The 19332-nt window shown below is 62.3% G+C and carries 13 protein-coding genes; 3 read left to right on the top strand and 10 right to left on the bottom strand.

The genetic code is table 11. The features are described 5' to 3' along the window. Positions 1–70: 70 nt before the first annotated feature. From AC2S2E_RS04950 to AC2S2E_RS04905, 10 genes are all read right to left on the bottom strand, one after another. Positions 71–1726, bottom strand: a complete 1656-nt coding sequence (locus AC2S2E_RS04950) for a M28 family metallopeptidase (protein ID WP_486523950.1) — start codon at positions 1724–1726, stop codon at positions 71–73. Between the two features lie 32 nt (positions 1727–1758). Next, positions 1759–3861 carry a M3 family metallopeptidase gene (locus tag AC2S2E_RS04945; protein WP_486523949.1) on the bottom strand — a complete coding sequence of 701 codons (2103 nt, stop codon included), beginning with the start codon at positions 3859–3861 and terminating at the stop codon, positions 1759–1761. Positions 3862–3875: 14 nt separating this feature from the next. After that, positions 3876–5012: an aspartyl/asparaginyl beta-hydroxylase domain-containing protein gene (locus AC2S2E_RS04940; RefSeq protein WP_486523948.1), complete on the bottom strand. Its 1137-nt coding sequence runs from the start codon at positions 5010–5012 to the stop codon at positions 3876–3878. Next, positions 5009–7045 carry a tetratricopeptide repeat-containing sulfotransferase family protein gene (locus AC2S2E_RS04935; RefSeq protein ID WP_486523947.1) on the bottom strand — a complete coding sequence of 679 codons (2037 nt, stop codon included), beginning with the start codon at positions 7043–7045 and terminating at the stop codon, positions 5009–5011. The genes AC2S2E_RS04940 and AC2S2E_RS04935 overlap by 4 nt, the downstream gene beginning before the upstream one ends. 84 nt (positions 7046–7129) lie before the next feature. Further along, entirely contained in the window at positions 7130–10213 is a 3084-nt protein-coding gene (locus tag AC2S2E_RS04930) for a TonB-dependent receptor domain-containing protein (protein WP_486523946.1), read from the bottom strand. A 652-nt stretch (positions 10214–10865) separates the two neighbouring features. Beyond that, entirely contained in the window at positions 10866–11537 is a 672-nt protein-coding gene (locus tag AC2S2E_RS04925) for a glutathione S-transferase family protein (RefSeq protein ID WP_476105921.1), read from the bottom strand. Between the two features lie 176 nt (positions 11538–11713). Continuing rightward, positions 11714–12517, bottom strand: a complete 804-nt coding sequence (gene fdhD, locus AC2S2E_RS04920) for a formate dehydrogenase accessory sulfurtransferase FdhD (protein ID WP_486523945.1) — start codon at positions 12515–12517, stop codon at positions 11714–11716. 6 nt (positions 12518–12523) lie between these two features. Further along, positions 12524–12901 (bottom strand): VOC family protein, encoded by a 378-nt coding sequence (locus AC2S2E_RS04915; protein ID WP_476105923.1) that lies wholly within the window; start codon positions 12899–12901, stop codon positions 12524–12526. Positions 12902–12919: 18 nt separating this feature from the next. Beyond that, positions 12920–13474 carry a dCTP deaminase gene (dcd, locus tag AC2S2E_RS04910; RefSeq protein ID WP_168603303.1) on the bottom strand — a complete coding sequence of 185 codons (555 nt, stop codon included), beginning with the start codon at positions 13472–13474 and terminating at the stop codon, positions 12920–12922. Between the two features lie 463 nt (positions 13475–13937). Then, a complete protein-coding gene (locus AC2S2E_RS04905; RefSeq protein WP_486523944.1) occupies positions 13938–14924 on the bottom strand; it encodes an agmatine deiminase family protein in 987 nt (328 codons plus the stop codon). A gap of 82 nt (positions 14925–15006) precedes the next feature. Between AC2S2E_RS04905 and AC2S2E_RS04900 the strand changes: the two genes are divergently transcribed. The 3 genes from AC2S2E_RS04900 to AC2S2E_RS04890 all read left to right on the top strand — a co-directional run bounded on the left by AC2S2E_RS04900 (position 15007) and on the right by AC2S2E_RS04890 (position 19245). Further along, positions 15007–17718, top strand: coding sequence for a bifunctional [glutamine synthetase] adenylyltransferase/[glutamine synthetase]-adenylyl-L-tyrosine phosphorylase (locus tag AC2S2E_RS04900; protein ID WP_486523943.1), 2712 nt, complete (start codon positions 15007–15009; stop codon positions 17716–17718). Next, positions 17715–18185, top strand: a complete 471-nt coding sequence (locus AC2S2E_RS04895) for a peroxiredoxin (protein ID WP_486523942.1) — start codon at positions 17715–17717, stop codon at positions 18183–18185. Before AC2S2E_RS04900 ends, AC2S2E_RS04895 begins: the two co-directional genes overlap by 4 nt. 262 nt (positions 18186–18447) lie before the next feature. Further along, the gene (locus AC2S2E_RS04890; protein WP_486523941.1) at positions 18448–19245 is read left to right on the top strand and encodes a ferritin-like domain-containing protein; all 798 of its coding nucleotides are present in this window, start codon (positions 18448–18450) and stop codon (positions 19243–19245) included. The last annotated feature ends 87 nt before the right edge of the window (positions 19246–19332 follow it).

Raw genomic sequence — 19332 nt, 5'->3', positions numbered from 1 at the left:
CTACGCCGCCAGCCACCACCCCATAACGGGATTGCAAAGGGACAAGTCCCTTTGCCCGCCGGAGGCAAACTCATTTCCCCGCCTTCAAACTCGCATCACGAATCCCACGAAACTCGTCGGTCTTGTGCCAATTGGGCCAAGCCGACCCATCGGCCAGAATCCGCCCCAGCTTGTAGAAGACCTTCACGTCCTGGGTGATACCGGACCAGTCCCACTTGTCCGAATATTCGTCCGAGGGCTGGTGATAGCGATGCTCGACATAATCCTCGGTGGCCGCAGCACCTGACTTTTCGCCGCCCATGAACAGGTCCTGCCCGCGTGCGATGTCGAACATGGGCACCCCGCGCTTGGCCAAGCTGAAGTGGTCCGAGCGATAGTAGTGGCCACGCTCGGTATGGTCTTCGGGGCTTTCATAAAGGCCCTCCTGCCCCAGAACGCCCCGGAAGATCGCGGTCAGTTCGGACTTGTCGCCCCCGGTCATCGCATAATTGCGCGCCCGTCCGATCGGAGCCAGCGCGTCCATATTCACCCCGCCCACGGTCTTGGACAAGGGATAGAGCGGGTTCTGCCCATAGAATTCGCTGCCCAGCAGGCCCGATTCTTCCAGCGTCAGCGCCACGAACACCTGACTGCGGCGCGCGGGGCCCGCCTTCACATTCGCCTCGGCCAGAGCCATCAGCGCGCCAACGCCCGTCGCATTGTCCACCGCGCCGTTGCAAATGCCGTCGCCGGTCGAATCCTTCTGACAATGGCCAAGGTGATCCCAATGGGCGGAATAGAGCACGACCTCATCGGGTTTGATGCGCCCCTTTTGAATCCCCACAACATTGTGCGATTCGGATCGGCGGATCGTGCTGTCAAACGACAGGCTGGCCTTCAGCCCCAGAGGGACCGCCTTGAACCCCTTGACCTTGGCGGCTTCGGACAGGGCGGCAAAATCCTTGCCCGCTGCGGCAAAGATCTTTTTCGCCACGCCCATCTGGATCCAGCCATTGGCCTCGGTCTGATCCATCGCATTGTCGGGGCGGGCGACATAATATTCCGACCCGGACCAACTTGATTGCACCACGTTCCAGCCATAGGCGGCGGGGAACGTGTCATGCACGATCAAGGCCCCGCGCGCGCCCTGCCTTGCGGCCTCTTCGTACTTATAGGTCCAGCGGCCGTAATAGGTCATGCGGCGGCCTTTGAAGAGGCCCGCCTCGTCCTTGGCGGCATAGTCTGGGTCGTTGATCAGGATAACCGCGACCTTGCCGTGCATGTCCACGCCCGCATAATCATTCCACCCCAATTCGGGCGCGTTGATGCCATAGCCGACAAAGACCAGATCGCTGTCCTTGATCTCGGTATGAGGCACATGGCGGAAACTGGTGGCGACAAAATCGCTGCCCCGCACGAAACCAACGCCGCCGATGGTCAACGGACTGCTCTGGGTCACGGTCATTTCCACGGTGGGCACGGTTTGCAACCACCCGCCCTTTTCACCGCCCGGCTTCAATCCCGCCGCCTTGAACCGCGCAATGATCGCGTTCAACACCTTGGGCTCAACCGCGGTGGATGGGCCGCGCCCCTCCATATCGTCGGCGGCCAGCGTTTTGACCGTATCCTTCATCAGCGCCACGTCGATGGGGGGCACTTTCACCACCGGCAAGGCAGGCGCCGCCGCCATGACCGGGGCAGACACCGCAGCCAAAAGCAGCGCGGCCAGCGTGGGCGAATATTTCATAGCTCAAACCTTTTGATGGGGGGAGGTAAGTTTCAGTCGATCAGGCCCTTGGCCCGCAGCATGGGCGTCACCGAAGGATCGCGCCCGGTGAACGCCTTGTACATATCCGCATAATCCAGCGACGACCCGCGCGAGAGGACCATGGCGCGGAACCGATCGCCATTGGCCCGCGTCAACCCGCCATGATGGACGAACCAGTCGTAGGCATCATGGTCCAGCATCTGGGTCCACAGATAGGCGTAATAGGCGCTGGCATAGCCATTGGCCCAGATATGGCGGAAATAGCTGCTGCGATAGCGCGGCGGGACATGCGCGGTGTCGAGGCCCGATGCGGCCAAGGCCTTGGCTTCGAACGCATCGACATCCTGACGCGGCGCATCGGCGGGCAAAGCGTGCCAGTCCATATCGAGCATAGCGGCCGCCACCACTTCGCCCAGGTCATAGCCCTGATCCACCCGGCGAAGATCTTTCAGCTTTTCCGCCATGGCGGCGGGCATGGGCGCATGGGTTTGATAATGCAGCGCATAATGGGCCAGAACCTTGGGATCGGTGGCCCAGTTCTCGTTGAACTGGCTGGGGAATTCGACGAAATCGCGGGCGGTGTTGGTGCCCGACAGGCCCGGATAATACTGGTCCGAGAACATGCCGTGCAGCGCGTGGCCAAATTCGTGGAACATGGTGATCACATCGTCAAAACTGACCAGCAGCGGCTGTCCGGCGGCGGGTTTGGCGAAATTTTCGACGTTATAGATGACCGGTTTCGTGCCCATCATCTTGGACTGGCCGACGAAATTGCTCATCCATGCGCCGCCCTGCTTGTTGTCCCGCTTCCACGGGTCCCAGTAAAACAGGGCCAATTCCTTGCCGTCCTTGTCATAGACGGTGTAGGTGCGCACATCCTCCTGATAGACCGGCAGATCGGTGCGGCGCTTAAAGGTGATGCCGTAAAGCTGGGTGGCGGCATAAAACACGCCGTCCTCCATCACCTTGTTGATCTCGAAATAGGGTTTGGCCGAGGCGGGATCGAAGGACAATTTGGCCTTCAGGCTTTGGGCCGCATATTTCTGCCAATCCCACGGTTTGACGCTGGTGTCGCCGCCATCCTTGGCGATCAGGGCGGACAGTTCCTTGACCTGCCGCGCCTGCGCCGCGGTCAGCGCCGGGGCCAGTTTGGCCATGAAGGCGCGGGCATTGGCGCCGTTTTTGGCCATCTGATTATAGAGTTGATAGTCGGAAAAGTTCTTATAGCCCAGCAGTTTGGCCTTTTCGGCGCGCAATTGGGCCAATTCGGCCACGATCGCGCGCGTGTCATAGGCATCGCCCCGCTCGCTGCGGTTCCAGCTTGCCTCGAACAGAGCCTTGCGGGTGGCCGGGTCGCTCAGGCTTTCCAATTGCGGCTGCTGGGTCGTGTTCTGCAAGGGCAGGGCATAGGTTCCCGCAGGCAATTTCTTGCCCTCGGCCACTTTGGCGGCGGCGGCGATGTCGCCCTCCGACAGGCCGGCCAGCGCCGCCTTATCCTTGACCACCAACGCCGCCTCACGCGTGCCCGCCGTCAGCTTTTGCGAAAACTCGGTCGACAGGCTGGCAATACGCTGGTTGATCGCCTTAAGCCGCACCTTGCCCGCATCGTCCAGCAAGGCGCCGTCATGGGTAAATTCGACATAGGTGCGGTCCAGCAAGCGGCGCTGATCGGGCGACAGTTTCAGGCTGGCGGCCTTGTCATGCAGTTTTTTCACCCGCGCAAAAAGCCGCGCATCAAACGCGACCTCATCATTCAACGCCGTCAGCTTGGGCGCGGTCACGCGGTCCACCTCATCCAGCGTGTCATTGGTGTTGGCGCTGGTCAGCGCGGAAAACACCTGCAAGACCCGGTCCAGCATCTGGCCCGAACGCTCCAACGCCTCGATCGTGTTGGCAAAGGTCGGGGCGGCGGGGTTGTTGGCGATCTTGGCAATTTCGGCGCGGCGCAGGGCGATGCCGGCCTCGATGGCGGGCTGGAAATCACCATCCTTGATCCGGGTGAAATCGGGCGCGTGGAAAGGCAGGGGCGATGGCGCATCAAACACCGTCTGCGCCCCCGATGCGGCCGGGATCATCGCCAGACCCGCCGCCGCCATCAACCAGTGCTGTTTCATGCCATAACTCCTGTTTAACCCAATGACCCGGCGGCACTTTCCTCGGCCACGATGGCGCGCACCACGTCGCGCTCGGCCGGGGTCAGATCCGGGTGCCAGATGTCGAAAATCATCACCACGCGCAGATGCGGCGATGGGTTCATCGCCTCATGTTCGATCGTGTCGTCGAATATAAACGGCTCGCCTTCGCGCCACATGCGCGTTTCCGCCCCCACCCGGAACCAGCACCCATCGGGCACCACCAGAGGCACATGGCATAGTAGCCGCGCATTGCTGACCCCGACATGGGGCGGGATGGCGGTGTGGGGGGCCAGCAGCGAAAAGAGCGCATTGGCCGAAGCGCCCGGAATATCGGGTTGCGGCATACGGGATAACAGGTCCATCGTCGCCGGACATTGCGCAGCATTGGCCGCCACCACTTCGCCCCGGCGGATCAGGTGAATCGCGGTCCAATCGGGATTGTGGTTAAGCGGTTGCCACTGACGCAGGGCCTGATGCGCGGCATATTGGATATAGGGGGCCAATTCGGCGCGATCCGATTGCATGACGGCCAGCATTTCGGCCCGAATGGCATCGGTGGCCGCCGCCACTTCATCCAGCCATGGGAAACGCTGCGCCGGATGAAATTCGCGTTCGGACAGGCCGGGGTAATGGAAATGGGTTGGTTCGCAATGATAGGCGCGTGTCTGGCGCAAGGTGTTGCTGCGGAAACGGGCCATGCGCCACGCCTCATCGCCCTGCGCCTCGGCCTCGATACTTTGCGTGATGGCGGACAGGCTGGCGGCCCGCTCCGCCCGCCATTGATCGCGGAGGATTTCACCCTGTTTCAAAGCGGCCAACAACGGCGGCGGCAAATCACCCTCCGGCCTTTGCGCCAAGGCTTCGTCCCATGCGCGCCCGGCGGTGGGGTCGCCCATGTTTTCCAGCAACCCCGCCCGCATGACCAAACCCATGAAATCCAGCGGCGCCAGCACCAGTCCCGCCTCCACCGCTTTCAACGCCCGGCGCGGTTGGCGCAAGGCGCGGCGCAGTCCGGCCAGTTTGAGATATTGTGTCAGATCCGGCTCTGCTCCGGCCAGATCGGCCTCCAGCCTGTCCGCCGCCCCGGCTAGATCGCCTGCGCGAACAAGGGCGTCGACCGCTGCGTTCACGCTTGGGCGTCCTGTGCGGAGGCATATCCGAAACGCTCGATCCATGGGGCCAAACGCGCCGCCACCGGGGCCAGATGCGCCTCATACCGCCGCCAACGCCCCGCTGCGCGTTTGTAAATCGGTTCGGTCACCTGTGCATAGCTGGCCGTGATGACGGTGCCCCGCGCGCGGGCGGCCTGACGGTGATCGACGCCATCTTCGGGCCAAATCAGCCCCAGCCAGTCGAAGATCGGCCGCAATTGCGCATCCTTATCCTCGACAAGGCGTTCATAGACCACCTCGCCTACCGAGATGTTGAACAGGGCGCGGGCGGTTTCCCATTGATCGAACGCCGCGTCATACAATTCGGCGGCATCGTCCAGATCAAGGAAGCTGGCCATCGCATTGTTCAGCCGGAAATTGGTGAGCCAGCAGGACAAGACCACATCGCACGGATGGCGCAGCGCGAGAATGAAGCGGCTTTCCGGGAACAGCCGGTGGATCGTGGGGGCGTGGCGCAAATGCATCGGGTGCTTGTCCAGCACAATGCTGTCATCCGACAATTCGGCCAATCGGCCCGCCCGGTCGAAATAGCGCGCACGCGCCGCCTCGATCTGATCCTTGGTTAGGCGCGGAAGAGCCGCCACCCCGCCCAATTCCGCCTCTATATCAGCGATGATTGAGGCTTCCTCCAGCACGCGGACACGCGGTTCGGCCATCAACATCGTGTCGAGCAGCGTCGTGCCCGAACGCGGAAAGCCCAGCAGAAAAATCGGCGCGGGGCGGGTGGATTTGACCTCCACCTGCGTCCAACCGTCCCGCCACGCGGGGGTCAGCAATGCGGTGCCCTGCGCGATTTCGGCGCGATACATCGCGCCCCGCCCGCGCGGGTCGGAGATGTCACCGGCAAATTCCGCATTCATCGCGGAAAAACTGGCAAAGGCTTCGTCATGGCGGCCCAGACGGTCGAGCAAGACCCCGCGCAAATGGTGTCGCTGGCTGGCCGTCACCGTGTCATCGCCCGATGCGTCCAGTGCGGCCAGAGCATCTTCATAGCGATGCGCCCGCTTGTGCCGCAACGCGTCGATAAAGGACAAGGACGCAGCATCGACATGGGGCGCGGCCGCATCGCGCAGCGCGTCAATCTCATCCTCGCGATTCAATCGTTCCAGCAGGCTGGCAAGGCCCACCCATGCCTGCGCAATCGACGGGTCGATGGACAAGGCGCTGCGCAGAGGAGCCTCCACCGCGTCAAACAGGCCCATCATCGCACCATGTTGGCCCAGATCGGCCTGAATTTGCGCATCATCGGGGGCCAGAGCCGCCGCCCGTGCAATCGCCGCCTGCGCCCCATCGGCGTCACCGCGCCCGCGCAGGACATCGAACATGGCATAATGGGGTGCGGCCTCCTGCGGAAAATCGCGCAGCAGGGCGCGCAACATCGCCTCGCCTTCTTCCCACAATCCGCCCTCGATCAACGTTTTGGCCAGATTGAGGCGCACCGGCGCGGAATCGGGCACCAGCGCCGCCGCCCGGCGCAAGGCATCAATCGCGGCGGGCCAATCCTCCATCGCGCCCAGCGCATTGCCCAGATTGTTCCACCCCGTCCAGTCGCGCTCATCCCCCGACAGGGCAATACGATAGAGCGCGGCGGCCAGCGCGAAATCCCCCGCCTCCTGCGCCAGATGTCCGCCGATCCGTGCCAGACGCAGGGTGCGATCCGCCTTGGCCGCGCCTTCATCGCATAACGCCAGAGCATCGCCCCCGCGCCCCATGCGATAGAGCGCCTCGACCAGATTGCCGCGCACGGTCATGTCCTGCGGTTGTGCGCGATGGGCGGCCTGCAAATGGGGGATGGCATCGGCAAATTGCCCGCGATGAAACTCCACCGCCCCGGCCAGCGCCGCAAACACCGGCCCGCCTGCGCCCTGTGATGCGGCCCGCCGCACAGCGATGGCCGCTTCTTGCATGCGCCCGCCACGCGCAAGGCCCAAAATCTGCCGGATGGCCTGATCTTCATCAGCCTGTGTCATTCCGCCAGCATCAAGCGCCAAGACCTTTCCCCTTCTATCTAAAGCAAACGGCGGCCTTCCCGGATGGGAAAGCCGCCGCAAACTTGTCACGTCAAACGCAAAGGATCAGAAATTGACCGTCGCGCCAACGAACAGATAGCGACCAAGCGAATCATACACGCCCGGATAGGTATTGCCATTGCAATAGACCGAGGAGCAGGCGCTCGACACGCCCGTTCCGCCCGAGGAAACCAGCGGCGGATCCTTGTCGAACAGGTTGTTGACGCCTGCACGCACCGCCACGCTCTTGGTCACCTTGCCCGTCAGGAACAGGTCAAAATAGCTCATGCCCGGCAGCTTGGCGTTATACAGGCTGTAGTTGTTGGCCGCCAAGGTGGCCGAGGGGTTCATGTATTCCACGTTGACCGAACCGACATAGCGCCAGGTCAACGACACATCGATGTTCTTGGGCGTCGACCAGGTCAGGCGGGCCTTGTGGCGCCAGTTGGGCGCTGGCACGCCGCAGGTCGGGCCATAATAGCCGGCGCAGTCATAGGCAGGCGAAAGGCCGTTATAGGTCGACTTTTCGCTGAGCGCCGTACCCGTCAGGCTGGCATTGATGCGGCCCCATGCGCCAAGGTTCTTCGAATAGCTGGCGTTGACTTCAAAGCCTGCCGTCTTGACCCAGCCCACGTTGTTGTCAAGATCGATGACATAGCCGTCCGAGGACAGCCACAGCGAACCGGCCGCGTTGCGCTTTACCAGACCGCAGGCCATGGCGCTGCCCGAGTTGCAAGCCCCCAGGATCGCGTCGGCGCCATAGGCCTGAATGGCCTGGTTGATCTTGATGTCAAAATAGTCGACGCTCAGCGACAAGCCCGGGATCATGTGCGGGGTGAGCACCACGCCAACTGTCTTGGTCATGGCCTTTTCGGGCCGCAGGTTAGCATTGCCGCCCAGATAGCCGTTATATTGAGCCGCCGGATTCGAGGCCACGCTCTGCCCCGGACGCAAGCCCTGCGCCAGACAACCCGTGTCGGCAGCGGTGATCGTCGTGTCGGCGCAAGGATCGGTTACGCCGTCCAAACCGACATAGTTGGCGCGGAACAATTCCTGAATGTTGGGCGCACGCACCGCACGGTTAAGGCTGGCGCGGATCCGAATGTCTTCGATCGGCGTAAAGTCCAGTTCCAGCTTATACGTGCCGGTCTTGTAACCCTTGCCATTGTTGATCGCATAATCCGAATACCGGAAACCGCCGTTAAAGGTCAGCATGCGGTCGACGATCGGCACCGCCACTTCGCCCAGGAATTCGGTGACGTGATAGCCCCCGTTGATCGGCAGGGTGGGCGCGCCTTGCCCGGTCAGGTCGCCGGTCTGGAAGGCGTTGTCTGTATTGAGCACCAGCTTTTCGGTGCGGCGTTCGATACCCAGCGCGATGTTCACGCCGTCGCTGGCCAGCGGCGACTTGATGCCATAGGTGCCAAGGTCGCCGGTCAACGAGCCGGAGATTACGGTCTGGCTGGTATAGCCGTTCTGGAAACCGGTCGCGCTCAGGTAAGAGAGCGAAGCGGCCGAAGGCGTGCCCGACCAGATGTTATAGGGAACGCAGCCCGACGAAGGATAGGTGAGCGAAATACGGCAAACCGGCGTGCCCGAAGGACCGGTTACAACATCCAGCGCATAGGACAGGCGCTGAGCCGAAAATTCGTTCGAATAGATCTGGTTATAGTTGGTGCGGCCATACTGGAAATAGGCGTCATAGGCCCAGCCATGACCCAGTTCGCCCTTTGAACCGACCACCGTGCGGAACGCGGTGTGCTGAAGGTCGCTGATGCGAGCTCCACCTTCGACGTTGCGGCGCAACAACTGGAAGAAGGCCGTGTAGTTGTTGGAGGCAGGTGTTGCCTGACCCTGTGTGGCAGGAGCCAGCGAGTTATAGACCGAGTCCACCAGCGGGAACGTGCCCAGATAGTGGTTGACCATATTGTCAGAAGTGCAGATCGCCGCCTTCTGCGCCGCGCTCATCAACGGGTTATCGCAGTTGGTCGTCAACGTGTTGCCAAAATCACCCGAGGGGGCAATCTGGGCAAGGGTGCGGTCGTCCATGAACATGAATTCAAGATAGGGGTGCAGCGCCGAATTCACTTCATAATCGGCGAACAGACCGGCGGTGTAACGCTGATCGGGGCGCTGGAAGTAGTTCAGTGGGGCAAAGTTGTAGCGCGTGGGAGCCCCACCAAACGTACCGTTGCCCAAAGTGCCCACTGTCGAAGACACATTGCCTTTGCCGTCATTGGCATAATAAACTGCGTTGCCATTAGCTGAGGTGAGCGAACCGCCGCACTGCAGACCCGAACGGTTGTTGGTGCGGTTCTGGATCGTGCACTTGGAAAAATCGCGCGAGGACTGGAGCAACGCATTGGCCTTGCGATAGCCGAAATAGGCCATCAGGTGGCCCGCGCCATCGGCAAACTTGGTGCCAAAGGAAATGGTGCCGTCAAAGCTGGCGCCGCCGCTGGTGTTGCCGGTGGGATAGTCATAGCCCGAAATGCCCGCCGCCGTGCGCGCGTTCAGCAGGCCCTGCACCATGGTCGAGCCATTGTTGTGCTGATACATGCCGCCGTTGAGATCAAAGCGCAGCCCGTTGAGGTCTTTGTCCATGACAAAGTTGACCACGCCCGCCACCGCGTCCGCGCCATAGGTGGCCGATGCGCCGCCCGTCAGCACGTCGACGCGCTTGATCAGCGAGGCGGGGATGAAGTTAAGGTCAGCAGCCGAGCTGCTGGTCGGGCTGGGATCGCCCGCCATCAGACGGCGACCGTTGATCAGCACCAGCGTACGCTTGGGCCCCAGACCGCGAAGGTCGACTTCGGCCGTACCGCTCGCGCCATTGGCCAGCGTCGAGGACTGTGCCGCAAAAACCTGCGGCAGCTGGTTGAGGATATCTTCGGTGCGGCTGGTGCCGGCGGCCTTGAGGTCAAGCGCCGAGATCGTGGTGATCGGAGCGGCCGATTTCAGGTTCGGATTGGCGATGCGCGTACCGGTCACGACGATCGTGGCCGACGTATCCACCGCGGCGGCAGGAGCGGGCGGCGGGCCGTCCACGATGCTGGCGGTCTGGGCATAGGCCGGTCCGGCCAGCAAAGCGATGCCAAGCACCACCGGTGCCGCACCATGCCGAAGTGCGTTTGCAAGGTTCGTTTTCATGTTCACCCCCTTTTTTCGCGCGAAGAACGCGAGGCCGACCCAAAGGCCAGCCCGAAGAAAACTTCTTCCGCCGGATCATGCGACCGCAGACAAATTTCCTGTTGCCCCGGAAATTTGCGCGACGCGCCGACGCGACGGCGAAGCAATGAAGGCTACTTGCAACCGTGTCAGTGTGCGGTAAAGAAGCTGACACGCATGTAAGCCAAATATTGCGCGCATGTTGCAATTCCGACACATATGTGACTTCTCAGCCCGCAGGATGGCGTAATAATATTCCAATATTTAGACATGTATCTAAATTTTTTGGGTGAGAACGATCCAAATTGAACTTTATCGTCACGATTTTCGTTCAATTCTTGCAATTTGGCCAATTTGAGCGCCCCATCGCCCCCGATCGTCTTGGCCGACCACCCAAGCCGTTCATATTTCTGCACCGTAACAATCGGGCATTGCCATCACCCCAAAAGGGTGGAGTTTTGTTATTTTACATCAATGGTTTTTGCGCAGAAATGGCGTTGCGATAGCGCGATGCGCAGACATCTTGTTCGATCAAACACTGACCGATTCCTCGCATGGCCGGGCATGGTCCTGCGCGATGTGGCAACAGCGGGCTTTAAAATGAAAGGGCGGGAATTGATCCCGCCCTTGTCATCTACGCATTCAAATCCGCATAATGGCTTGGCGGCTGGATCACTTCCATCCGTTCGGCCAGAAGGGGGCGAAAGCTGGGGCGGCTTTTGAATACCGAATACCATGTGCGCGCCTGTTCATGCCCGCTCCAATCCAACCCGCCCAGATAGTCGCAAACCGAAATCTGCGCCGCCGCCGCCAGATCGGCAAGGCTGAGCGTCGCCCCGCCCAGCCATGGCCGCGTATCGACCAGATAGTCGATGTAATAGAGGTGGTCATGCGCCAGCCGCATCGCCTCTCGCAACACGCGCGAATCCGGCGATTGGCGCAGCACCAGTCGCTTCACCATCCGTTCGTGCAGCAAGGGGCCGGTGACATCGGCAAAGAATTTTTCATCAAACCACGCGACCAGACGGCGGATTTCCGCCCGCGCCGCCGCCGTGCCGATGATCAACGGGCTGCGCTCGACCGTTTCTTCCAGATATTCACAGATCGCCCGGCTGTCCGACAGGACCAGCCCTTTTTCCGATTCCTGCAACACCGGGGTCCGCCCCGCCGGGTTCAGGTTCAGGAATTCATCGCGCATGTCCCACGGATTTTCCCGCCACAATTCATAGGCGATCCCCTTCTCGCCCATGACGAGACGGACCTTGCGGGAAAATGGACAAAGCGGAAATTGATAAAGGCGCCACATGGTCTATCCCCTTGCCCCATGCGATAGGGCCACGGCAAGGGACGATGGGCGTTTTGAGCCGGATAAACCTGCAAACTGGCGCGAAACCGGTCCGACTGCATCGAATCGGTCGCGCCAGATTTTTGTCATCCGCGATTTCCGAGCCACCGGATGCATCCATCCGGTTCGAAATCGCTCTATCGCGAAGTGACGCAAATCACACTGTCATGACGCGCCAGAACCCAGAGCGACAACCCCGCCGCCCGCGCCCGCGCCACCGCCATCGACGTGGGCAAAGAAATCGTCACCAGCGTCGTCACGCCCGCCTTCACCGCCTTTTCCACGATTTCATACGAACAGCGCGCGGTGGAAAACAGGAACCCCTGCGCCATGGATGCCCCGGCCCGCGCCATCGCGCCGACCAGTTTGTCGACCGCATTGTGCCGCCCCACATCCTCGCGGCATGCCAGAATGCCGCCATCGGGCGCGCAAAAGGCCGCCGCATGGGCCGCCGATGTCGCGCGGCCCAAAACCTGATGGTCGCGCAATTCCTCGCCCGCTTCAAAAATCGCGGCCGGGGTAATGGCATCATGCGGCGCCACCTGCGGCAAGGGTTTGGCAAGAACCTCAAGATTCTCCATCCCGCACAGTCCGCAAGAGCTTTCCGCTACCCGCGCCCGCACCCGCTCTGACAATTTTTCCGCGTCCAGCCCGTCGATCTGCGCCCGCAAAATCCAGCCGATGTCCAGATGCGCCACGCCAATCTCGCCCATTTGCGCGGCATGGGTGATCAAACCCTCGGCCATGGCAAAGCCAGTAGCGTAATCGGCCAGATCGGACGGGGTGGCCATCATCACCGCATAGGAAAGGCCATTGAATTCAAGCGCCACCGGCGCTTCGGGCACCCACAGCCGCGCGGCGGGCGCCACCGATCCGTCGCGCCCGTACACTTTGCCGCCGCTGTCCAGCGAGGAGGGCAAAGGTTCGGGCGCGGGGATCATGTCACATCAGGCCGGACGATAAAGGGCGCACAACTTGTGCCCGTCGGGATCACGAAGATAGGCCAGATAGAGATTGGCTTCCTTGCGCAGGCCCGGCGGATCCTCACAGGTGGTGCCGCCATGAGCCACGCCCGCGGCATGCCAGGCATCGACCTGCGCCTCGTTTTCAAGGCCAAAGCCGATCGTGCCGCCATTGGCGATGCAGGCCGGTTCGCCGTTGATCGGAATGGCCACGATAAAGGCCGCGCCCTTATGAAAATAGACCAGACGATTCTTGGCCGTGTCCAGCGTGCCTTCCGGCCCGCCCGTCGCGGCAAACAGCGCGTCATAGAAAGTCTTGGAACGGGCCAGATCAGTCGATCCGACGAAGATATGGCTGAACATTTCTCTCTCCTTATCCGATCACAACCGGGGCAACGTCACGCCGCGCTGGCCCATATATTTGCCCGCGCGGTCGGCATAGGACACCTCGCAAGGCTCATTGCCCTTGAGGAACAGGAACTGGCACGCGCCCTCATTGGCGTAAATCTTGGCGGGCAATGGCGTGGTGTTGCTGAATTCCAGCGTCACATGCCCTTCCCAGCCCGGCTCAAGCGGGGTCACGTTCACGATGATGCCGCAGCGGGCATAGGTGCTCTTGCCCAAACAGATCACCAGCACATCGCGCGGGATGCGGAAATATTCGACCGTGCGGGCCAGAGCGAAAGAATTGGGCGGGATCACGCAAACATCGGTCTTGCGATCGACAAAGCTGTTCGCGGCAAAATCTTTGGGGTCCACTACGGCCGAATCGACATTGGTGAAAATCTTGAACTCGTCCGCCACCCGCGCGTCATAACCATAGGACGAAAGCCCGTAAGAGATCACACCCTCACGATGCTGCCGCTCCAGAAACGGCTCGATCATACCTTGCGTCTGCGCCGCTTCGCGGATCCATTTGTCTGATAGTATCGCCATAGGCTGGCTTCATGGCGGATGGATGGGTTCGGGGCAATGGGGTTTGATGGGGGAGGAAAAGTTATGCCTCCGGCGGGCAAAGGGACTTGTCCCTTTGCAATCCCATTATGGGGTTGCGCTGGGTTGGCGAATGTTGGGTGGATGATTGTTAGAGCCTGCGGCGCGGTGAAGTTACGTCAAAGGTGCCGCAAGCTCTAAAAACCCCAACGCGGCGTCCGACACAAGAGGCCGACCCCATCGCGCAACGCAGACAGTAAAGGGAGCGCGAGGGTCGAGACCCTCGCATTATAACCTCCCGATCAAACCCACCCCGCCACGATCAGCGCCAAAGCGCATCCGATGACGATGGCCATGCGCATGGCCTCAAGACCATGGTCCACAGTGGCGGCGAGTGCGATGGCGCGAGCTTTTCTCATGAATGAAAGCCTGCGCCAAAAACTTCACCGAATCGTTAAACGTCCTCTCAGCGAACCGCCGGCATCTGCTGGCTGGAGCAGTGGAAAGACCCGCCCCCGGCCAGAATGGCGTCGGCCATAATGCCCACCGTTGCGCGGTCCGGGAACAGTTCGGCAATCGCGGCCACACCATCGGCGTCATGCGCGGTGCCATAGATCGGCACGACCACCAGATGGCTGGTGATGGCAAAGTTCATATAGGATGCGGGTTCGATCCGCCCGTCGCGCTCCACTCGACCGGGCGAGGGGACGTTGCGCACGATCACGCCCGCCGCCTCGGCCCGCGCCTTGGCGTCGGCATAGATCGCGGCATTGGGATCATCCGTGCCCGTCGCCATGGGCAGCGCCAGCACATTGTCGGCCACAAAGCGTGCCAGATTATCGACATGCCCATCGGTATGATCGTTAATCAGCCCATCGCCCAGCCACAGCACCCGGTCAAAGCCCAGATCGCGCTTCAGCCGCATTTCCTGATCCGCGCGCGACAGATGCGGGTTTCGGTTGGGGTTGAGCAAGACCTGCTCGGTCGTGGCCACCAACCCGGTGCCGTCGCAATCCAAAGCGCCGCCCTCGATGATCCAGTCGCTGGTGGTGATATCCAGCCCGGCGTCAGCGGCGATTTCCGCCCCGATGGTCTGATCGCCCTCCATCAGATATTTGCCGCCCCAGCCGTTAAAGCCAAAGCGCCGCGCCGCCCGCCCGCCATGCCCGTCCAGCACCACCAAAGGCCCGGTATCGCGCAGCCACACGTCGCCATAGACGCGCCGCTCGATCATCACCCTTTCGCTGCACAACGCGCGGGCGCGGGCCTCGTTGGCCTCGTTGCGCACGATTAGGCGCACTTCCTGGCCGCTGTCGGCCACGGCATTGGCGAAATCGGCCATCTGTATTTGCGCGGCCTCAAGGAAGCCGGGCCATTCTTCGGCATCATGGGGAAAACCAATCCACAGCCAGTCCTGCGGATGCCATTCGGGGGGGAAGCGCCAGTTCGTCATGTCGGGGCCTTTAGCGTCTAAGCGGGGTTGCGAAAAGGGGCGCAAGCAGGCCATGAGCATGTTCGGAGAGTGAGGAGTATTTATGACAGATTGGCAAAACGCCTTGGCGCGGGCCGAGGCGCATTCGCCCTTTTTATCACGGGCGATGGGGCGTTTGCCCGATCTGGTAGCGGTTCTGGCCTCGGGCGATGGAGAGGCCGCGATCGCCCATGCACGCCGCGCGGGCGAAGGTGTGGCCGATCTGGGCGTGGCGCTGCGCCGGGAAAAGCTGGCGCTGGCGCTGGCGCTGGGTGTGGGCGATCTGGCCGGGGCGTTTGATCTGACGCGGGTGACGGGCGAGCTTTCCGATCTGGCCGACCGGGCGGTGGATGCCGCGATTGCCCATGGCATCAGGTCACGCGCGCCTGATGCCGAACCTGCGGGGTTTGTCGCTTTGGCCCTTGGCAAACATGGGGCGCGGGAATTGAACTATTCCTCCGACATCGACCCGATCCTGATTTACGATCCCGACACTTTGCCCCGCCGCGCGCGGGATGAACCCGAAGAGGCCGCGCTCCATGTGGCCCGCACGGTTCTGCGGCTGGTGTCACAGGCCGATGGAGAGGGCTATGTGTTCCGCGTCGACCTGCGCCTGCGCCCGGCCAGCGAGATCAGCCCGCTGGCCCTGCCCATCAATGCGGCGCTGACGCATTACGAATCCAGCGCGCTGGCATGGGAACGGGCCGCGTTCATCCGCGCGCGGGCGGCGGCGGGCGATCTGGCCATGGGGGACCATTTCCTCCACGCGATCCGGCCCTTTGTCTGGCGCAAATCGCTGGATTTTGGGGCGATTGCCGAAATTGGCCGCCTGACCCGACGCATCCGCGCCCATCACGGCAAGGTCGAGTCCGTCGGCCCCGGTTTCGATGTCAAACGCGGACGCGGCGGCATCCGCGAGGTCGAATTTTACGCACAGGTCCATCAATTGATCCATGGCGGGCGCAAACCGGCACTGCGCCTGCGCGGTACGCGGGCGACGCTGGATGCTCTGGCCGATGAAGGGCTGATCGATCCCGCCGACGCGCTGATGCTGGGCGAAAGCTATGACCGCCTGCGCCAGATCGAACATCGGCTGCAACAGGTGTCGGACCTGCAAACCCACACTTTGCCGCGTGACATGGCGGCCATCGACAATGTCGCGGCGCTCGATGGAATGCCCAATGGCGCGGCCTTGATCGAGGAGCTGGAGGCCATCACCGCGCGCGTGGGGGCCAGCTATGACCGCCTGATCGCGGCCAGCGCGGGCGAAGGCACAACCGTTGCCGTCCCCAACCAACATGAGGGCGACGATCTGGCCGCCGAACTGGAACAATTGGGCTTTGCCAAACCGACGGAGCTGGCCGCGCGGATTCAGGGCTGGCGTTCAGGGAGCGTGCGATGCCTGCGTTCCGGCGCGGCGCTGGCGGCGCTGGACGCGGTACAGCCTGCGCTGCTGGCTGCATTGGCCGCCGCGCCGGAACCGGACCGTGCCATGATCCGATGGGAACAGATGATCGCCCGATTGCCAAGTGCGGTGAACCTGTTCCGCCTGCTGGAGGCGCGCCCCGGATTGCTGGAGGTTCTCGTACGGGTGCTGTCTTTGGCCCCGCCTTTGGCCGATGCACTGGCGCGGCGGGCGGATTTGCTCGATGCGCTCATTGATGCCAGCGCCTTTGCCCTGCCCGGCAGCGTTGAGGATCTGGCCCGTGAATTTGGCGCGATGGAGGCGGGGGACGATTACCAGCGCCTGCTCGACCGGGTGCGGCGCGTGGTGGGGGAGAAGCGCTTTGCCCTTGGCGTGCAATTGATCGAGGGAGCGCAGGACCCGCTCGACATTTCGGCGGGCCTGTGCCGCGTGGCCGAGGCGGCGATTGACGTTCTGGCCCGCGCCACGATTGCCGAATTTGAGGCAACGCATGGGCGGATTCCGGGCGGGGAACTGGTGATTCTGGGGCTGGGCCGACTGGGCGGGGGCATGTTGACCCATGCCAGCGATCTGGATCTGGTGTACCTGTTCACCGGCGATTTTGCCGCCGAAAGCGACGGGCGCCGCCCTCTTGGCGCAACGCTCTATTTCAATCGTCTGGCCCAGCGGGTTTCGGCCGCGCTGTCCGTGCCCACGGCGGAGGGCGCGCTCTATGAGGTGGACACCCGCCTGCGCCCACAGGGCACGCAGGGACCGCTGGCCGTCGGTTTCGACAGCTTTGCCCGATACCAGCGTGAGGAGGCGTGGACGTGGGAACATATGGCCCTGATCCGCGCGCGGGTGCTGTTCGGGTCGGATGCGGCGCGGGCCGAATTGGGCGCGATCATCGGCGGCGTTCTGGGGGCGACGCGCGACAAGGCCAAGGTCACCGCCGAGGTTCAGGAGATGCGCGACAAGATGGCCGCGCATAAGGCGGCCAAGGGCGTGCTGGACGTCAAATTGCTGCGCGGGGGATTGGTCGATACCGAATTCATCGCCCATGCGCTGCAATTGCGCGAACATGCCGGGGTGCGCCCGGATATGGTCGGGGCGTTGAGCGATCTGTACGCCGCAGGGTTGGTTGCGGGCGATGTGCCGGGTGCGTTTGACCTGCTGTCCCGCGTGTTGGTGGCCGCCCGCTTGCTGGCCCCCGATGGGTCGGTTCCCGATGCTGCCCCTTGTGCCAGCCTTGCCAAATCCTGCGGCTTTGGCGATTGGGATGCGATGATCGAGGCCATGGAGGGCGCACGCGCCGCCATCGCCCGCCAATGGACCGCCACATTTGGCCAGCAATTGGAGTTGAAAGCATGAGCAACTTTCCCGGCGTGGGCGACAAGATCCCCGATATCGCGATGACCGCCACCGATGGCGGCGTGGTAAAACCTTCTGATTTTGCCGGGCGGCGGCTGGTGATCTTCTTCTATCCCAAGGACGATACGCCCGGATGCACGACGGAAAACATCGATTTTTCCGCGCTTGCGGGCGAATTTGAGGCCGCCGGTGTGGCCCTTCTGGGCGTGTCGAAAGACCTGCCGGCCAAGCACGCCAAATTCATCGCCAAGCATAATCTGACCGCCCCCCTCGCGTCGGACGCAGCCGAGGGCGGCTTGTCCGACGCGCTGGGCATCTGGACCGAAAAGGTCAATTACGGGCGGACCTATATGGGCATGGTGCGCACGACGTTGCTGGTCGGGGCGGACGGTGTGATCGAACGCATCTGGAGCAAGGTTAAGGTCAAGGGCCATGCGCAGGAGGTTTTGGAAGCGGTGAAGGGGTGAGTATTTAGGGGGAAGGGGTGCCTCCGGCGGGCAAAGGGACTCGGTCCCTTTGCAATCCCGATAATGGGGTGGTGAGTAATCTGGCGGCGGTGTTGGTGGTTTTGAAAGCCTGCGGCGCGGAGAGGTTACGCTGATATGCGCCGCAGGCTTTAAAATTCAGACGGTGCGTCCAACACCCATGATCGCCCCCAATGCGCAACAAAGACAGTAACGGGAGCGCGAGGGTCTAGACCCTCGCATCATCCTTTTCTAACGCCGCCCGATGCAATCCCTCTCCGAATCCATCCGCAACGCCCTGCTCACCGCCCACCCTCGCAATAAGGTGATGGCGACGCGCAAACTGGTGCGCGCATGGCGCAAGGGTGAATTGGCGTGGAATTTCAGCGCCGCCATGCCCGACCGCCCCGCAAGGCCGGATAAGCCCGAACTCCTGCCCCCCAACCGCATGCCCAAACGCGGGCGTGGCGGGTCAGAGCGGGCGCGGATCGCGCTGTGGCATTCGCTGGCGCATATCGAATTTGTTGCCATCGATCTGGCGTTGGACATGGCCGGGCGGTTTGGCGAACAGCGCGGGCGCGAATTTGTCGACGACTTCCTGACCGTCGCGGCGGATGAGGCAATGCATTACGCCATCATCGACCGGCATCTGGCGCGGATGGGCGCGGCCTATGGCGACCTGCCCGCGCATGATGGTTTATGGCAATCGGCCGAGGCGACGATGCATGATGTCGCGGCCCGTCTGGCCGTGGTTCCGATGGTGCTGGAGGCGCGCGGATTGGACGTGACACCCGCCACATTGGACCGCGTTCGGGCGTCGGGCGACGAGGCCGGAGCGCGCATACTCGAACGCATTCTGGCCGATGAAATCCGGCATGTCCGCTATGGTTCCGACCACTTTGCCAAGGTCGCAGACGAGCAGGGCGATTCTGCCGATAAACTGTGGCAGTCGCTGGTTACGCGTTATTTCAAAGGCGCCGTTAAGCCACCGTTCAACGACTCAGCGCGCCTGTCTGCCGGTCTATCGCGCAACGCGTATGAGGCGCTTGCCAGCCGCGACTGACCTGGGATAGCACAAACTCACGAGACGGCGGGGGGTTCCGACCATCTCCAACAATTTCTTGCCCGTGGAAATCCATGGGTGTCATTT

The sequence above is a fragment of the Novosphingobium sp. 550D genome, assembly GCF_057401885.1.
Note: the sequence above shows the minus strand (reverse complement) of the source record. Positions and strands in the feature narration are given on the sequence as shown.

Excerpts from the sequence above, each read along its gene's own strand:
- AC2S2E_RS04950 (WP_486523950.1), bottom strand. The coding sequence starts at position 1,726 with ATGAAATATTCGCCCACGCTGGCCGCGCTGCTTTTGGCTGCGGTGTCT.
- AC2S2E_RS04945 (WP_486523949.1), bottom strand. The coding sequence starts at position 3,861 with ATGAAACAGCACTGGTTGATGGCGGCGGCGGGTCTGGCGATGATCCCG.
- AC2S2E_RS04930 (WP_486523946.1), bottom strand. The coding sequence starts at position 10,213 with ATGAAAACGAACCTTGCAAACGCACTTCGGCATGGTGCGGCACCGGTG.
- AC2S2E_RS04925 (WP_476105921.1), bottom strand. The coding sequence starts at position 11,537 with ATGTGGCGCCTTTATCAATTTCCGCTTTGTCCATTTTCCCGCAAGGTC.
- fdhD (WP_486523945.1), bottom strand. The coding sequence starts at position 12,517 with ATGATCCCCGCGCCCGAACCTTTGCCCTCCTCGCTGGACAGCGGCGGC.
- AC2S2E_RS04915 (WP_476105923.1), bottom strand. The coding sequence starts at position 12,901 with ATGTTCAGCCATATCTTCGTCGGATCGACTGATCTGGCCCGTTCCAAG.
- dcd (WP_168603303.1), bottom strand. The coding sequence starts at position 13,474 with ATGGCGATACTATCAGACAAATGGATCCGCGAAGCGGCGCAGACGCAA.
- AC2S2E_RS04905 (WP_486523944.1), bottom strand. The coding sequence starts at position 14,924 with ATGACGAACTGGCGCTTCCCCCCCGAATGGCATCCGCAGGACTGGCTG.
- AC2S2E_RS04900 (WP_486523943.1), top strand. The coding sequence starts at position 15,007 with ATGACAGATTGGCAAAACGCCTTGGCGCGGGCCGAGGCGCATTCGCCC.
- AC2S2E_RS04895 (WP_486523942.1), top strand. The coding sequence starts at position 17,715 with ATGAGCAACTTTCCCGGCGTGGGCGACAAGATCCCCGATATCGCGATG.
- AC2S2E_RS04890 (WP_486523941.1), top strand. The coding sequence starts at position 18,448 with ATGCAATCCCTCTCCGAATCCATCCGCAACGCCCTGCTCACCGCCCAC.